The following is a 15,114-nucleotide window of genomic DNA, read 5'->3' as shown; positions in this document are numbered from 1 at the left end:
GTCAGCCATCTGCATCGCGGCCACCGTCATCTTCTGGATCGATCAATGAGTCCTGAGCCTAACGATCTCACCGTGATCGACGTCCCGAACCTGAAGGCGATCCGCTCCGTGCCTGTCGGTCGTCTTCCCGGGGGGCTCGCCATAAAACCGGAGCGCAAGGGCTTTGCATTGTTGCTGGATGAGCCAGAACAAACGTCCATTCATGGCCGGGCTGGGTCGGGCCGATCTTATATATTGAGATCGAGAAAGCGCCGCTCGACGACGCGTCCTCACCGGACGCCTCGGCCTAGGCTGCGAAGGATGGAGAGCTGAGCGAGCCAGCCTCGATCCGTCGCCGGCCGACGCGGCCGACGATCAAGCAGCCGATTTTACAAATTGAGTGATTAAGACTTTCGCGTCCTCAGCGTGCATTGGACCGCTGAAGAAGTATCCCTGCACTTCGGTACACCCCTCCTGCCTGACACGTTTCAGTTGCTCCTCGGTCTCAACCCCTTCCGCGGTTATCGCCGCGCCAACCCGTTCGCCGAGCCCCACGACAGCCCGCACGATGGCCGCCGTGTTCGGATCATGAATATCCTGCACGAAGGCCCGATCGATCTTGATCTTGTTGAAGGGGAACTGCCTGAGATAACTCAGGCTCGAATATCCAGTGCCGAAATCGTCGAGCGCGATCCGGACGCCCATCGCTCTGAGCCGACGTAGGCTCGAGATCACGGCTTGCGCGTCCTGCATCAGCACGCTCTCCGTGATCTCCAATTCGAGACGGTCCGCCGGAAGACCGGATGCAACGAGCGCCCTCTGCACGCTGTCCTCCAGCCCAGGTCGCCGGAATTGCACCGCGGAAACATTGACCGCGATTCGGATGTGATCGGGCCAGGAGGCGGCCTCGCGGCATGCTTCGATTAGCGCCCATTCGCCGAGACAGACGATCATCCCGCTTTCTTCGGCGATCGGGATGAATTGGGACGGTGGCACTTTGCCCCGTATCGGATGCTCCCATCGCATCAGCGCCTCGAAGCCGACGATGTGTCCCGTCGCGAGCAGGATCACGGGTTGGTAATCGAGGGTAAGGCCGCCGGACTGCAACACGTCCTGCATATCGTGTTCGAGGCACGCCGACCCCGCCAGCCGCGGCTCCATCCCGGCTTCGTAGCAGCAATAGGTGTTGCGACCCGCTGCCTTTGCCCTGTAGAGCGCGATGTCCGCGTTCCTGAAGAGTTGAGCGGCGTCTGCGCCCCGGGCCCGACCGGTCGAAATTCCGACGCTGATGCTGACGCGCACCGACTGTCCTTCTATGGCGATCGGCATCTCGATCGCCTCGATGACGCGGCAGGCAACCGCTCTGGCTTCGTCGTCCGTGCTGGTCTGCCCCAGCACGATGGCAAATTCGTCGCCGCCGAGCCGGGCGACCATGTCGCCTTCGCGAACCACGGCCTTGAGCCTTTCGGCAACGAGCGAGAGGACAGTATCCCCCGCAGAATGGCCCATCGTGTCGTTGACGTTCTTGAAGCCGTCGAGATCGCAGGCGAGCACGGCAAACGTGTACCCGAACTGCTTCGCTTTGCTGGTTTCCCGCGTCAATCTATCTCGAAACAGAATGCGGTTCGGCAGTCCAGTAAGGGCGTCGTGAGCCGCCATGTGCTCGATCTGTCGCTCGACCTCCTTGCGACGGGTGATGTCGATTTTCGTGCCGACCATACGGACGGGCCGACCCTTAGCGTCCCTGGCGACGATCTTTCCGCGTGCAAGCACCCAAGAGTAGTCGCCGCTCTTCATCCGGACCCGGTATTCGCATTCAAGGCGATCCGTCTTTCCGCTTAAGTGAGCGACCAAATGTTTCTTCGCGAGGGCAACGTCGTCGGGATGCAATCGGCTCTTCCAGGCCAGAATGTTCGGCGCAATCTCTTCCGGCCCATAGCCGAGGATCGTCATCCACTGCCCTGACAGGTCGACCTCGCCTGTCGTCAGGTTCCAATCCCAGAGACCGTCGCTGCCGCTGTCGAGCGCGAGCGACAAGCGCTCCTCGCTGATCCGCAAGGCATCTTCCATGACCATGCGGTCCGAGATATCGCGCAACGAAGACACGAATCCATCGGCGATCCCGGTTATAGGATTCCGCGTCAAGCTGAACGTCACCTCGACCCAGATCCAGCGTCCGTCCTTGTGACGGTAGCGCTGGCGCGCGATCCCTCTCTCGATCCGCGCATTTGCCAGGTCATCCATATTTTTGGCGAACGTCTCGAAGTCGTCAGGATGTATAAACTCGAATGGGCGGCCCCCGAGCAGATCTTCAGGCTCGTAACCAAGAATCGTCCGGACAGCCGGCGAAACGTAGCGGCGAGTCGCGTCAAGATCGGATCGAATGATCAGGTCGGTGCTGTTGTCCGCCAGGAGACGGTATCGCTCGTCATCCTTGCTACGGGCGATGCGCGCCTCGTGGAGCCGAAAATGTGCCTCCACGATGCTTGCCAGGTCATGGAGGCCTTTCGTCTCTGCGGCTCCGAAATTCGGGCGGGCCACGGTATCCATGATGCACAGCGTGCCGATGTTCACGCCCGACTCCAACGCGAGCGGCACACCTGCGTAAAAGCGAGCATTCGGTCCGCCTCGCACCAAAGACGAATCACGCCATCGTGCGCACCGATCAAGATCGGGCAGCACCAACGCCTCCCCTAAAACGGACTCGACGGTCTGGTGGCAGAAGGCATCGGAGCGAGGAACGGGGTTCGGATCGACTCCGTAAGCCGCCTTGATCCATACCGTCACTTCGTCGACCAAGGTTACGAGCGCTATCGGAACGTCATAGAGATGAGCGGCGACCCGGCAGACAGCTTCCAGATGGGCTTCCGAAGGACTGCCTACGATACATAGGTCACGAAGGGCCCTGAGCCTTTCGCCCTCCAAAATCGAATGCGTCATGCTTCACCAATATACCGGCCAATCCAATGACCTAATATGATCTATCGTCTCTAGTATCGTATTAACATCGAGCGCTAAACTGGATATTATTGCCCATTTCAAAATAAAATGGATGTATACAAAAATAACGTATCGTAATTTACATTTCTAACGACAATATTTATTGTCATTAGATCCGATTCAGAACATGGATGCACGACGAGCGCCACGCAAAAGAGCGTTTCGATACGATGGATCCTCGAAAGCTTTTCGACGGGATCAGCCGGAACAGGCGATTTTGGAAATACCCGGAGGCGACAATCGCTTCGGCAGAAGCCCTGCTCTATGCAGCCGCGTCATGGCCTTCCTCCGACGGGTGGCGAGGCTCGTGTGCGGAGCGGGACTGACTCTTTGTGGAATGCCGCCTACTCATAGGCGGCATTTTGACGTTGCCTTAAGCCTTTACGTGATCGATTCGCGAGATTAACGACGGATGGACGTTTGCCCTAAGCAGCTGGAGATCGGCAATCGGCAGTCATCTCGAAAATGACGACCACGCGCGTCACCCCAGAAAACTGTACGCGCGTTAAAAAGCTTAAGTGTTTGATTTTATTGGTGCCGCAAGAGAGATTCGAACTCCCGACCCCCTCATTACGAATGAGGTGCTCTACCAGCTGAGCTATTGCGGCAACACGACGCGCCGGAGCGCGCCGTGGTTGTTCCATAGCGAGCGCAAGGCCTTTTGGCAATGCGGGCATGCGGTCAAACTAGCCGGATGTGGTGAGATCTTCACGCTGTGGCGCGGCCGCCTTGGCGGGTGCTTCGCGCGGCAGGTCGATGCCGGGGTCGTCGGGGGCTACGATGACCGACCGCATGAACGGGCGGGGCGCCGGCGGCGCAATCGTCGGCGCGACCGGCACTGCGATGATCGCCTCAGAATCATTGTCCCCGTCGGTCCCCGCTATCGGCGTCAGCGGTTCGGGCGCCGCCCATTCTTTTGCAGGCGTTTCCGCCTTGCCGGCCGGAGTCCCGGCGCCGTTGTGACCGGGGAATCCACCCGCCGGCTCGGCGGGAGCCTCGTGATGTTCGAGCGCGGCCTGCGGCGCCTCGGACGGCAACGGCACGTCGGAGCGGCGTTCCAGCGCCTCCCGGCGCGGCTGCACTGGTGCCGGCATGGCTTCCATGGTGTGGCCAGGACGGTCCGCGGGCGCCTGCCAGACGAAGGCGTCGAGCCGGCCGGTTGTCGGCGACACCGGCTCCCACTGGTCGTAGACGATGCCGTCGGCGATCCACGCGGGGTCGAGCGGCGCCCGCGAGGCCCGCGCCAGCCATTCCCGCCACTGGCCGAGATCGCCGAACTCGGCATCCTCGAGATCGGCCATCAGCAGGCAGGCGCGCACGGTCGGGCGTTTGCCTTCGGCGATCACCGGCGCCATCGCTTCGCGCGCCGCGGCAAAGTTTTTCGCCCCCAGGGCGGTCCGCGCCACGGTCATCCGGCTGATCGGGTCGAAGGAGGAAATCCGCATCAGGGTGTTGGCACGCGCCAACCGGTCGCTGGTCGAGTCGCCAGGGCGGACGTCGAGATAGGCGCGGGCGAGTTCGGGATGCGGGCAGCGCGGCCAGGCCGCCTCGATCAGCTTTGCCGCCTTGCGGATGTCGCCGCGGCGGGTCAGCAGACGCGCGGTAAGGACGATGGCCGGAACGAGATCGGGCGCCCGTTTCATCGCCGCGCGCGCCAGCGCCAGCGCCTCGTCGGGGGCCGTGGCTTCCTTGGCGAGGCCGATGGCGGTTTCGAGCACCGCGCGCTGCCGGTCGCCGGTTTCGCGGTCGACGAGTTTCGCCGCTACGCTGGTTTCGACTGTGGCGAGCGCCTTCTGCCAGTCGCCTTCGGCGGCGCGATGTTCGAGCACCGTCTGCGCCGACCAGGGCAACGCCCTGTCGCGATAGGCTTCGCCTGCGAAGTGCCGCGCGGCTTCGGCGTCGCCACGACGATGCGCCTCGTCGTGCAAACCGCGGAGGCCAAGAATGCGGGTGTCGTCGCGCTGCGCAAGTTCGCCATAGGCCGCTTCGGCGCGGGCGCCGTCACCGGTCAACCGTGCTGCCTGGGCACGCAGCACCAGGGCTAGCGGATCGTCGCGCAAATGCTTGCTGGCCTGAACCGAGGCGCGGCTTGCCGCCCGCGCGTCGCCGGCCCCGGCGGCAATCAGGCCGCGCGACAGTGCAGCATAGCCTTTTTCGCGACGCCGATGCCGCGATGCCATCGCCACGAAGGAGGGAAAGCCGAAGATGAACCTTAGAATGCTCCACACCACCATCAGCACGATGGCGATCAGCACGATGAGCGCGAAGCCGACGGCGGCGGACGTGGTGATGTGATAGCCGGCCCAGGTCACGTCGATGTGGCCGGGCCGCTGCAGCAGCCAGTCCGCGCCATAAGCCGCAGCCGCGAGCAACAAAAGATAAATCAGGATGCGGATCATCGGGTTCCCCGCTGAAAGCGTGATGCGGCGTGGCTCATGATTTCTTGGTGCTCAGCGCCGCGATGGCGTCGTGCTCGACGGCATTCGCCGCGGTCTTGGCATCGGCGTGCGTCTTGGCGAGCGCCCCCCAGGCCGCAGCGTCCGGCTTGGCTTTCGCCTCGGGCGGCAGCAGGTTCCATGTCGCGACCGCATCGATCACGTCGTTGCGGGCCAGATCGGCCTTGATCCGTGCGACGCGCGACGGCGTATCCGGGCCATCGACATCGTCGATGCGACGGATCGAAACCAAGCTGCCGGCACCATCCTTCATCCGGTCCCAAAAGCTGGCGTTCGGCTTCGCCTTGTAACCCGCGGACAGAAGATCATCGGTCAGCGGCTCGAACTTCGTGGCGAGGACGGCTGCCGAGGGAACGCCATGGTCGGCGGACTGCCGCAACACGGCAATCTTCGCGGGATCGACGCCGAGCGAATCCAGGGCATTCACCTGAGACGCGAACGGCAGGCCCCGATTGATCTGCTCGACGAGGCTGTCGGCGACGACAGCCAGTGCCGGTGCGCTGGTGATCTTGCCTTCGAGGCTCTTCTGTCCCGACTGGAGCGACTGAACATCGCCCTGCGTGGCGGATGCCTGCTTCTGGACGCCCGCCACCGAAGCCTCGACGGCGGCGAGCTTGCTTTGCGCCGCTTTCAAGTCGCTGGAAGCCGCAGCCTGCTGCTGCATCGTGCCGAGGGCGGCCTGTAGGGCCGCGACCTTCTGCTGCAAGGCGGCAAGGGTGGGGTCCGGCGCCGCCGCTGCACCGGCGACCGGCGGAATGCCGGCGGCTTGGGGCGCAGCGGATGGCGAGCGCGCAGTAGCGTCGATGGCAGCAACCTTACCGGCCAGATTCGCGAGCGATGCCTTCAACGGCGCGACCGCCTGTTGCGCATCGGGGCGTTTTTCCAGCGCGTCGACCCGACCGGTGAGCGCCGCGACCTGCGGCTCGACAGATCCATCGGCGGTCGTCGAGTAAACGTAGAAGGCGCTTCCGGCGCCGATGACCGCGCCGAGTACGATGCCGGCCGCAACCGGCCAGAGACTGGCCTTGCGCGGGGAAGGCACCGTGTCGGGGATCACCGGCGAAGCCGGTGGCGGCGCGTCATCGACCGCCGCGTGCGGCGTCGGTTCGGAAAACTCGTGAAGCCGCGCAGGGCCCGACCCAGAGGCAGTGTAAGCGTCGCCAGCGACGGGCGTCGCGCCCGCTTCGTTGAGAGCGCCGCGGGTGTCACTGGCCGTCCATTCGGCGATGGGCGACGGCGCCGTTCCACCAGGCTTCGGCCCGTGAGACTCGGGGGCGCCCACGGGGCCCGAGGCATCGTGTTGAACCTCGTTGTCGTCACCAGCCATATCGCACCCTCGATGTGTCGCCGCTCTTCTAAAGGCCGCCGACCCTATCAGCAATGAGCGCTAACGCTCAGCTTGCGCCCAGGTTCAGCCGTTCCCTGTCGATCGCATGATTAGGCATCATTCCGGCGATGACTAGATCGCCGGATCGGGGAGGCGCCGCAGGCTCGCCGCGTCAGCGCATGGCTTCGATGGCGACCGCCAACTCGACAGTCCGCCGCGCCATCTCTTCGTGCAGGCGCTCGACGGTCCGTCCTTCGACCTTGACGACACTCATCTTGGCGTTGGCCGGCTCGGCGAAAGCGGACACGACCTTTTCCGCCCATACGATCTCCTCACGCGGTGGCGCGAAGATGGCATTGCAGACGGCGATCTGCGCCGGCAGCGTCAGGCTTTTGCCATCCATCCCGAGATCTCGGCCCTGCTCGCATTCGGCGCGGAAACCCTTCGCGTCAAACGCTGCGCCGTCGAAATCGTGAAAACGACCATCGAGGATGTCGACGCCATAGGCGCGGGCAGCGGCAATGGAGAGCGAGAGATAGGCGAGCAGCCCGGCGCGGCCGGGGCGCAGCCGCGCACGCGTCTGCCGCGCCAGGTCTTCCGTTCCCATAACGACCACGTCGAGGCGCGAGGACGGATCCGCCGCCGTGCGCAACATCGAATCGAGATTGAGAATGGCGGCCGGCGTTTCGATCATCGCCCAGAGGCGCGTGTGCTCCGGTGCGCCGGCCTCGCGCAGGTCTTTGGCGGCCCGCATGATGTCGCCGGGACGATCGGCCTTCGGCAGCAGGATGGCATCGACGCCAGCGGCCGCCGCGGCCTTGATATCGTCGAGGCCCCACGCCGTGTCGCGCGCGTTGATCCTGATGATGCGCTCGCGGGCCCCGAAGCCCCCGCTGGCGATCGAGGCCACCACCTGCCGCCGGGCCGCTTCCTTGGCTTCCGGCTCGACGGCATCCTCGAGATCGAAGACCAGGGCATCGGCGGCAAGCGTCTTGGCGGCCTCATGGGCGCGGGCGTCCAAGCCCGACATGAAAAGGGCGCTGCGACGCGGGCGAACGGCCATCGGATTTCCCTTCCGCTATAGTGCGCTGCAAAATACGGCCGTCATAAATCTTTTACCAGAGCTTTGCATGAGCGAGCGGGATAAAGGATAAAAGGGTGCTCAGAGCACTTTGGGAACGAGGACGGTCTGCCCCCATGACGAGTACGCCCGCCGAGACACAGACCAACGATGACCCGAAGGGCATTCCGCTTCCGCCCCAGTTGATCGAAGGCTATGCGGATTTTCGCGGCAACCGGCTTCGCGAGGAACAGGGCCGCTTCCGTCATCTCGCGGATGTTGGCCAACGCCCGCCGGTGCTCCTGATCGGCTGCTGCGACTCCCGAGTCTCGCCGGAGGTCATCTTCGATGCCGGCCCGGGCGAGATTTTCGTCGTCCGCAACATCGGCGCCCTCGTGCCGCCCTTCGCTATCGATCCGGACCCGCACGAGACCTCGGCGGCGATCGAATATGCGGTGTTGGCGCTCAAGGTCGCGCATATCGTCGTGATGGGACATGCCCAATGCGGCGGCATCCGCGCCTTCGCGCAAGGGCAGGACGAAGAATTTCAGCCGCTGTCTCCGGCCAATTTCATCGGCAAATGGAAGTCCCTGATTCAACCGGCGGCCGATCGCATCGGCCCGCCAGCCGGCGACTTCGACCATTATTGCGAGAGCCTGTCCTACGCCTCGATCATCCAGGGCATCGCCAATCTGCGCACCTACCCGTGGCTCAAGGCGCGGGAAGATGCCGGCGAGCTGAGCCTGCACGGCGCCTACTTCGGCGTCGCCAACGGCAACATGACCGCGCTCGACGAGGCGCGCGGCCGCTTCGTGCCGGTCGCCCCTCCGGCGAACGTGCGCCCGAAAAGCTGATCCTAATTGCGGCGGCTAACCGCCGCCGAGGCGTCCGATCAGACCGCTGCCGAAGCTCGAGATGGTGCCGGTTGCGCCCTGGAATTGATCGCCGAGATTTTCCCGCGAGTCGGTGATTGCCTGTCCGCTCGCTAGGCGAGTGCCGATGAGCTGAACGATCTGCGGGCTGGTGGCGAATTTGTTATGGCCGAGTGCTCCGCTGACGGAATCGGTCGGCGTTTGGACCGCAGTCAGGTCGAAGACGGTGATGCGTTCGGCGGCGAGCTGCGTCCGATAGGGCTCGACATTCGGGTCGATGGCGCCGAGCCGCGTCGAGCCGCCCCAGAGATCCTTTGACAGGCCGAGCGCCTTGTCGTCGCGCGACACGAACAGGCTGAACTGCGGTCGGTTCGGCCCCATGTCGGCGATCTGGGTCCGCGCCACATCGACATCGACGTCGGGCGACGCCAGCAGCACGTTATGAATCTTGCCGTTCACCCGTCCGTCACGGATCGCCATCTGGCGCAGCGCTTCCAGCGCCAGCCAGTTGCCCATGGAATGCGCGAGGATCGAGATCTCGCCGACCTGCGGATCAGCAGCAAGGCTGCGCAGCAGCGTCTCGAGCTGGGTGCGCGAATAGTTGGTGCTGTCGTGGTCGTAGCCATAGGCCAGCACGTCGCCTTTCGAAGGCCAGGTGAAGAGCACGGGGACCGCGCCACTGCCGGAATCATGGACGATCTGGGCGAAGCGATAGACGGCATCCTCGAACTTGTTGTTGAAGCCATGGACGAAGACCAGGACCTGTCGCTTGGCCGAGCCCTTCGCCTCGCGATCGACCCAGGCGAGCGCCGTCGTGCGATCGATGATCTCGGTCTTCCGGGTCACGAAGTCGGTCGCCGGGTTGCCGGGGAGCGTTTTCGGCCATTGCACTTCGCCGAGCTTGCGGCCGCGATCCGGCGGCAAGGAGATTTCGATGTCGGCGAAAGCCATGCCCTCGCCGCGCTGGCCGGAGAACATGATGGCCGGCGAGGCGTCGGGCGCCCGCGTCGTCGCCACCAGCATCTCGACGTGGCTCGTGTCCGGCACCGCATCGGCGAGCACCGGCATCATCACGCCATGGGCGTGGTCCGCGCATCCGCTTAAAAGGGCGGCTCCAAAGAAGGTCGAAACGACCACAAGCCGGCGGATGGGGGAGGGCATCAGATGTGGGCTAGCCTCTTGTACGCGATAGATTCGAACGGAGAATTACAGAAAAGGGTTAACGGTTTTTAACGCACAGACGCATTCCGGGCCGCCGCGAGAGGCAAGCCCGGAATGGTCGAAGCCGATCGGATCAGGCGGCCTGCTGCTTCGGCGCGATCAGCTTGCGGTTGATCAGCGTCTCGGCGATCTGGATCGCGTTCAACGCAGCACCCTTGCGCAGGTTGTCGGCGACGCACCAGATCACCAGGCCGTTTTCGACCGTCGGATCGTCGCGGATGCGCGAGATGTAGGTGGCATCCTCGCCCGCCGCTTCGTGCGGGGTGATGTAACCGCCCTTCTCCCGCTTATCGATGACGAGGCAGCCCGGCGCCTCGCGAAGAATGTCGCGGGCCTCGTCGGCGCTGATCGGGTTCTCGAACTCGATGTTGATCGACTCCGAGTGGCCGATGAACACGGGCACGCGGACGCAGGTCGCGACGAGCTTGATCTTGGGGTCCAGGATCTTCTTCGTCTCGACGACCATCTTCCACTCTTCCTTGGTGAACCCGTCTTCCATGAAGACGTCGATCTCCGGGATGACGTTGAAGGCGATGCGCTTGGGGAATTTTCCGGTCTGCACGGGATCCGAGACGAAGACGGCGCGGGTCTGGGCGAACAGTTCGTCCATCGCTTCCTTGCCCGCGCCCGAAACCGACTGATAGGTCGAGACCACCACCCGCTTGATCTTGGCGTGATCGTGCAACGGCTTCAGCGCGACGACGAGTTGCGCCGTCGAACAGTTCGGGTTGGCGATGATGTTCTTCTTGGTGAAGCCGACGATGGCGTCGGCATTCACTTCCGGCACGATCAAGGGCACGTCGGGGTCCATGCGCCAGACCGACGAGTTGTCGATGACGACGCAGCCCTGGGCGGCGATCTTCGGCGACCATTCCTTGGAGACCGTGCCGCCGGCCGACATCAGGCAGATGTCTGTGCCGGTGAAATCGTAGGTGTCGAGCACCTTGCACTTCAGGATCTTGTCGCCGTAGGAGACTTCCGTATTGATCGAGCGCGGCGACGCCAGCGCCACTACCTGATCGGCGGGGAATCTGCGCTCGGCCAGGATGTCGAGCATTTCGCGGCCCACGTTTCCGGTGGCCCCGACGACTGCAACCTTGAATCCCATCGTCTCAATCTCTCCAAAATGATCCGGCGAACGGAAAGGGGTCGAGGAGCACCCCTCGATTTCGGCCTCGCGCGCATCGCCGGTTCAAGCAAGGCGCCCCTGGGCGCCGTCCGGCGTAAAGACGCCGTTGACTTTGACTCGAAGTCCTAGCGCGTCCGTAACGATCGACTCAAGTCCTCATGCGCAAAGTCATGGCTCGGCCGTCGGTTTCGATGGTCGGGCGTATGGGAGTGCGTATGAGCGACATGGCCTTCGTCGACTGGCAGCGCAAGGCGGCCCGACAGATTCGGCCCGTCTTCCGCCGCCCTGCGTTCGCAGCAGGGGGTCCGTTGCCTGCTCTGCGCGTCGTGGCGAAACACCCCGTGCTTTTTAGCTGTACGCTCGCGGCGGTTTTGGCATGCCTCGTCGTGGCCCTCGTTCCATCGGCCGTTCCCGAGACGCCCAAAGCAGCTTCCCTACCCGCCCCGGTCGAGCCGAAAGCACCGGCGTGGCTCGACGTCATCAAGCCGATCGAAATCTTCAGCCTGGAAGCCGCCAACCTCGCCAAATCGACCAAGCTCTACAAGGCGCGTCGGAGCCTGGACGGCGGTGGGCGACAGGATACGCTCGCGTTCGGCACGCTCACCGGCGACGAACCCGCGTTGCGCCTGACACTCTATAGACGCGGCAGCGAAACCTACGTGGCCGGTCCGGTTTTCGCCGCGATTGCACGGATCGCAGCGGACGCGGGCCTCTCCGTGACCCGCAGTGGTTTGCCCGATGTGATGGCGACCCGCTTCGGCAATTTCCAGGTTGCCGCGGTCGCCCTGAGCGCCGGCGCGACGCCGGCATCGCCCTGCAGTGGGTTCCGCCTCGCCCTGGACGCGCCGGCATTGACGATGACGGGTCTTGCCTGCGGCGGCAAAGCGGCGGACCTCACGCGCGAGCGGCTCGGGTGCATGCTGGAGCGATTAGACCTGGTGTCAGGCGGCGACGACCGAGCTCTCGTCGAGTTCTTTGCCTCGACCGAGCTGAAGCGCAACGCCGCCTGCACCGGCATGCGCCTTGGCCCCGATGAGCCCCATGCCGCCTGGCTCGACGACCGCGCTGCCACACCACGGAAGATTGTGCGGCACCGTTGAGGAAACGGCGCGACGGCTTAACCGCCATGAACTAAAGCTAAGGCGAAGCGTTATCGTCCGAATCGGTTCGGGCTGCCAACAAGGATTTTCGCATGCGCACGATGGTTGTCTCACTGCTCGCGGCCAGCGTTGCCGTGTCGCTCGGCGCCTACGATGCCGCGGCCAAGACGCGCCATCACCACGTCGTGCCGCAATATGTCGACGAAGAGACCCATGAACTGCCGCTGACGGTCAACCGTCGTAGCTTCCTTGATCCGGGTCCTGTGGCGCCGGTCGGCACCGGCAACAATTACATGACCGCCAACACGATCAACAACAAGACGCAGGATCGCATCCGCGACCCCGACGGCTTCGGCAACGACGTGTTCCAGGGTCAGCCCTACGTGCCGGGCCGCAGCGTGCCGGTCGCCGAATTCGCGACGGGTCCAAATGTCGGTGACGTCTACTCCGGCCCGATCCTTGGCTATCAGCCGCCGCAGCCGCGCGACTGGTAAGCGCAGGATTTACGTGCGTCTTTCCTGAAAACGATATAGCAGGGCGCTCATGGAGCGCCCTGTTTGCTATGACGTCACCCGCCTGCTCACGCGGGTTTTGAACGCGACGCCGAACGGGATCGACCGTATTGATTTCGCGCTGGCCCGGCATTTTCTGACGCAGATCGAGGGCGCGCGTTTCGGGACGACATCGACCGGCTTCGGATCGAGGCTTCTCGATCAGGTCGCGGCACGCGACGCGATCGACGGGATCGCCGCCCACTGGGGCGAGGCGGCGCCCGGCCATGACGATCCGGTCTATCGGGCTGTGGTAGCCCGCATCACTGGCGCGAGCATCGCCTCGGAGCCGCGGCCGAATCAAAAAAGTCACCGCGCCTCGACGCTGCGAGCCGATGTGGCGAATGGCTTACGTTGGCTCAGCCGCCACGGCGTTCCCCTGTCCAAGAATCCGCAGACGGATCTGCCGCAAGGCAGCGTCTACATCAATGCCAGCCAGTTCCCGCTGTGGGTCGCCGGATCGTTCGAATGGCTGGAGGCGCGCCCCGACATCAAGGCCGCCTTCTTCATCCACGATCTGCTGCCGATCAGCATGCCGGAATATTTTCGCGCGGCGGAATTCGAACGCCACCGCAAGCGCATGGCGAATTTCGCCCGGTTCGGAGCGGCCGCGCTGGTGACCACGCAGACGGTCGCCAATGATCTCAGGGCGCATGTCGCCAGCCTGGGCCGGGCCGACGTGCCGATCTTCTTCGCACCGACGCCGGTCGCGCCGATCTTCTCCGAACCCCGACAGATCGATCCAACGCTCGACGGGCACCCGTTCTTCGTACTGTGCAGCACGATCGAGCCGCGCAAGAACCACCTGATGATCCTCGCGGCGTGGCGCGATCTCGTTCACCGCTACGGCCGGTCGGCGCCCAAGCTCGTGCTGGTGGGAACGCGTGGTTGGAAAAACGAGCTGATCATCGACCTCTTCGAGCGAAGCCCGCCGCTGCGCGACCACGTCATCGCCGTGACGGGACTCTCCACGCCGGGTCTGAAGCGCCTGATGGACAACGCCCAAGCGGTCCTGATGCCGAGCTTCGCGGAAGGCTACGGCCTGCCTGTCCACGAAGCGCTGGCGGCCGGCGCGCCGGTGATCGCCTCCGACATTCCGGTGTTCCGCGAGATCGATGCGGCGGGTGTCACCCTGCTCTCGCCCCTGGACGGCGAGGCGTGGCTCGAGGCGGTGCACCTGCGTGCGCAAAGCGGTCGACCAGCCGGTGATCCCGCTGCCGGCCGCGTTCGCGCCACCGCCGGCTGGTCCGCCTATTTCGATGCGCTCGACGCCTTCGCCACGGCGCTCTGAACCGCGGCCGGCTTCGCGCCGCTGCGCGTGGGATCGCGCAGGGTAGCAATGCCGATCAGCATCCGCGCCACATAGATCGCTACGAAAACCGTCCCGGCAAACAGCAGGACGCAATCATAATAAGAGACGAATTCGCCTTCGACGCTGAACCCGGCGCGACCGAAGAAGAACATGCCGGTGTTGATGGCGATCAGGCAGATCCGCAATTCCGTGGGCCCGAATCCCAGGAACGACAGCTGCATCGTCCCGGACAGATGATTGTTGATGAACACGTACATGCAAAGGAAAAAATAGCCGACCAGAGCGAATAGCGCGACATCCATGCGGATGTAGAGCGTAAGTCCGAAACCCACCATGATCATGAAATTGCATAACGCATCGACGGTGTGATCGAGGAAATAGCCGTAGATCGGTCGTTCGATCCGGCGGTAGCGAGCGAGGCTCCCGTCGAGCGAGTCGCCGAACCAATGGACCACGAGGCCGAAGGACGCGAGCCAGAGATAGGCATGGTCGTGCCGGCTGGCGATCTGCGCCGCAAGAACGAGCATGGCGCCGGCGACGCCGAGCACGGTGAGGCGGTCTGGCGTGACCCATAACGGCAGCCGGGCCGCCAGCCACGTCAGCAGCCGGCGTTCGCTCTGAGCGATGACATTGGTCTGGATGCGCTTGACGCGAAATCCGCCATCTTGAGCTGCCGTTGTCGACATCGGAGTCTCCGTGCGGATCGCGCTGCTTCGGACATGATGCAGGCGACGAGAAGGGCATAAGCCAGAGCGGCATCGAGCGGTCCAGCCGCAGCCCACGTCTTTTACGGGAGGTGTGAGCTCAATGTAACACGTGCGTGAAAATGAATGCATTTGCCGCTTCGTGTCTACCGTGATCCTTCAATTCTTTCAGCGGACTAGCAGCATCATCGAGTTGGATGGGATTCCCCTGTGCTAAGCATTGGTCCCATTCTTGCCATGATATCACCGCTCCGCAGCACACTTCCCCACTGCCGTGTTGCGCACAGGACATGGTTTCCCAAAGCCTTGTGGGTTAAACCAAAGTGCGATGCAGCGAAGACGACTCGCTGAAAACGCTCTGTATGCCCCGTGCTGGCGCTGCCGGGCACGATCCAATGTAATC

The 15,114-nt window shown here is 63.8% G+C and carries 11 protein-coding genes, 1 tRNA gene and 1 pseudogene; 5 read left to right on the top strand and 8 right to left on the bottom strand.

Going from position 1 to position 15,114, the window contains the following annotated elements; translation table 11 throughout:
- Nucleotides 1-354 precede the first annotated feature (354 nt).
- Entirely contained in the window at nucleotides 355-2,553 is a 2,199-nt protein-coding gene (locus GSQ79_RS13820; RefSeq protein ID WP_158809283.1) for a bifunctional diguanylate cyclase/phosphodiesterase, read from the bottom strand.
- Between the two features lie 594 nt (nucleotides 2,554-3,147).
- Here GSQ79_RS13820 and GSQ79_RS29555 point away from each other — a divergent pair.
- Nucleotides 3,148-3,283: pseudogene (locus tag GSQ79_RS29555) on the top strand (IS5/IS1182 family transposase); the annotation flags it as partial.
- A 228-nt stretch (nucleotides 3,284-3,511) separates the two neighbouring features.
- Here the strand turns inward: GSQ79_RS29555 and GSQ79_RS13815 are convergent.
- The 4 genes from GSQ79_RS13815 to GSQ79_RS13800 all read right to left on the bottom strand — a co-directional run bounded on the left by GSQ79_RS13815 (nucleotide 3,512) and on the right by GSQ79_RS13800 (nucleotide 7,825).
- A tRNA-Thr gene (locus GSQ79_RS13815) sits at nucleotides 3,512-3,587 on the bottom strand.
- A gap of 78 nt (nucleotides 3,588-3,665) precedes the next feature.
- Nucleotides 3,666-5,378: a heme biosynthesis protein HemY gene (locus tag GSQ79_RS13810; RefSeq protein WP_158809282.1), complete on the bottom strand. Its 1,713-nt coding sequence runs from the start codon at nucleotides 5,376-5,378 to the stop codon at nucleotides 3,666-3,668.
- Nucleotides 5,379-5,412: 34 nt separating this feature from the next.
- Nucleotides 5,413-6,762: a COG4223 family protein gene (locus tag GSQ79_RS13805; protein ID WP_158809281.1), complete on the bottom strand. Its 1,350-nt coding sequence runs from the start codon at nucleotides 6,760-6,762 to the stop codon at nucleotides 5,413-5,415.
- A gap of 172 nt (nucleotides 6,763-6,934) precedes the next feature.
- A complete protein-coding gene (locus GSQ79_RS13800; protein ID WP_158809280.1) occupies nucleotides 6,935-7,825 on the bottom strand; it encodes a CoA ester lyase in 891 nt (296 codons plus the stop codon).
- Between the two features lie 134 nt (nucleotides 7,826-7,959).
- Here GSQ79_RS13800 and GSQ79_RS13795 point away from each other — a divergent pair, with 134 nt between their 5' ends.
- Entirely contained in the window at nucleotides 7,960-8,676 is a 717-nt protein-coding gene (locus GSQ79_RS13795) for a carbonic anhydrase (protein WP_158809279.1), read from the top strand.
- Nucleotides 8,677-8,691: 15 nt separating this feature from the next.
- Here the strand turns inward: GSQ79_RS13795 and GSQ79_RS13790 are convergent, their stop codons facing one another.
- Both GSQ79_RS13790 and GSQ79_RS13785 read right to left on the bottom strand, forming a co-directional pair.
- Nucleotides 8,692-9,855, bottom strand: a complete 1,164-nt coding sequence (locus GSQ79_RS13790; protein ID WP_158809278.1) for an alpha/beta hydrolase — start codon at nucleotides 9,853-9,855, stop codon at nucleotides 8,692-8,694.
- Between the two features lie 133 nt (nucleotides 9,856-9,988).
- On the bottom strand, nucleotides 9,989-11,023 hold the full coding sequence (locus GSQ79_RS13785; RefSeq protein ID WP_158809277.1) for an aspartate-semialdehyde dehydrogenase: 1,035 nt from the start codon (nucleotides 11,021-11,023) through the stop codon (nucleotides 9,989-9,991).
- A 245-nt stretch (nucleotides 11,024-11,268) separates the two neighbouring features.
- On the opposite strand from GSQ79_RS13785, the gene GSQ79_RS13780 reads away from it, so the two are divergent.
- From GSQ79_RS13780 to GSQ79_RS13770, 3 genes are all read left to right on the top strand, one after another.
- Nucleotides 11,269-12,144 (top strand): hypothetical protein, encoded by an 876-nt coding sequence (locus GSQ79_RS13780; RefSeq protein ID WP_158809276.1) that lies wholly within the window; start codon nucleotides 11,269-11,271, stop codon nucleotides 12,142-12,144.
- Between the two features lie 92 nt (nucleotides 12,145-12,236).
- Nucleotides 12,237-12,638, top strand: coding sequence for a hypothetical protein (locus tag GSQ79_RS13775; protein ID WP_158809275.1), 402 nt, complete (start codon nucleotides 12,237-12,239; stop codon nucleotides 12,636-12,638).
- A 49-nt stretch (nucleotides 12,639-12,687) separates the two neighbouring features.
- Nucleotides 12,688-13,986: a glycosyltransferase family 1 protein gene (locus GSQ79_RS13770; RefSeq protein ID WP_158809274.1), complete on the top strand. Its 1,299-nt coding sequence runs from the start codon at nucleotides 12,688-12,690 to the stop codon at nucleotides 13,984-13,986.
- Here the strand turns inward: GSQ79_RS13770 and GSQ79_RS13765 are convergent.
- On the bottom strand, nucleotides 13,947-14,693 hold the full coding sequence (locus GSQ79_RS13765; RefSeq protein WP_158809273.1) for a CDP-alcohol phosphatidyltransferase family protein: 747 nt from the start codon (nucleotides 14,691-14,693) through the stop codon (nucleotides 13,947-13,949). The two genes, GSQ79_RS13770 and GSQ79_RS13765, sit on opposite strands and share 40 nt — an antisense overlap.
- Nucleotides 14,694-15,114: the final 421 nt, after the last annotated feature.

The organism is Beijerinckia sp. L45, assembly GCF_009765775.1.
Classification (GTDB): Bacteria; Pseudomonadota; Alphaproteobacteria; order Rhizobiales; family Beijerinckiaceae; genus RH-AL1.
Note: the sequence above shows the minus strand (reverse complement) of the source record. Positions and strands in the feature narration are given on the sequence as shown.

Bases quoted from the DNA above. Each gene is read 5' to 3' on its own strand.
- GSQ79_RS13770 (WP_158809274.1), top strand. From the start codon at position 12,688: ATGGAGCGCCCTGTTTGCTATGACGTCACCCGCCTGCTCACGCGGGTT.
- GSQ79_RS13775 (WP_158809275.1), top strand. From the start codon at position 12,237: ATGCGCACGATGGTTGTCTCACTGCTCGCGGCCAGCGTTGCCGTGTCG.
- GSQ79_RS13805 (WP_158809281.1), bottom strand. From the start codon at position 6,762: ATGGCTGGTGACGACAACGAGGTTCAACACGATGCCTCGGGCCCCGTG.
- GSQ79_RS13785 (WP_158809277.1), bottom strand. From the start codon at position 11,023: ATGGGATTCAAGGTTGCAGTCGTCGGGGCCACCGGAAACGTGGGCCGC.
- GSQ79_RS13780 (WP_158809276.1), top strand. From the start codon at position 11,269: ATGGCCTTCGTCGACTGGCAGCGCAAGGCGGCCCGACAGATTCGGCCC.
- GSQ79_RS13800 (WP_158809280.1), bottom strand. From the start codon at position 7,825: ATGGCCGTTCGCCCGCGTCGCAGCGCCCTTTTCATGTCGGGCTTGGAC.
- GSQ79_RS13810 (WP_158809282.1), bottom strand. From the start codon at position 5,378: ATGATCCGCATCCTGATTTATCTTTTGTTGCTCGCGGCTGCGGCTTAT.
- GSQ79_RS13790 (WP_158809278.1), bottom strand. From the start codon at position 9,855: ATGCCCTCCCCCATCCGCCGGCTTGTGGTCGTTTCGACCTTCTTTGGA.
- GSQ79_RS13795 (WP_158809279.1), top strand. From the start codon at position 7,960: ATGACGAGTACGCCCGCCGAGACACAGACCAACGATGACCCGAAGGGC.
- GSQ79_RS13765 (WP_158809273.1), bottom strand. From the start codon at position 14,693: ATGTCGACAACGGCAGCTCAAGATGGCGGATTTCGCGTCAAGCGCATC.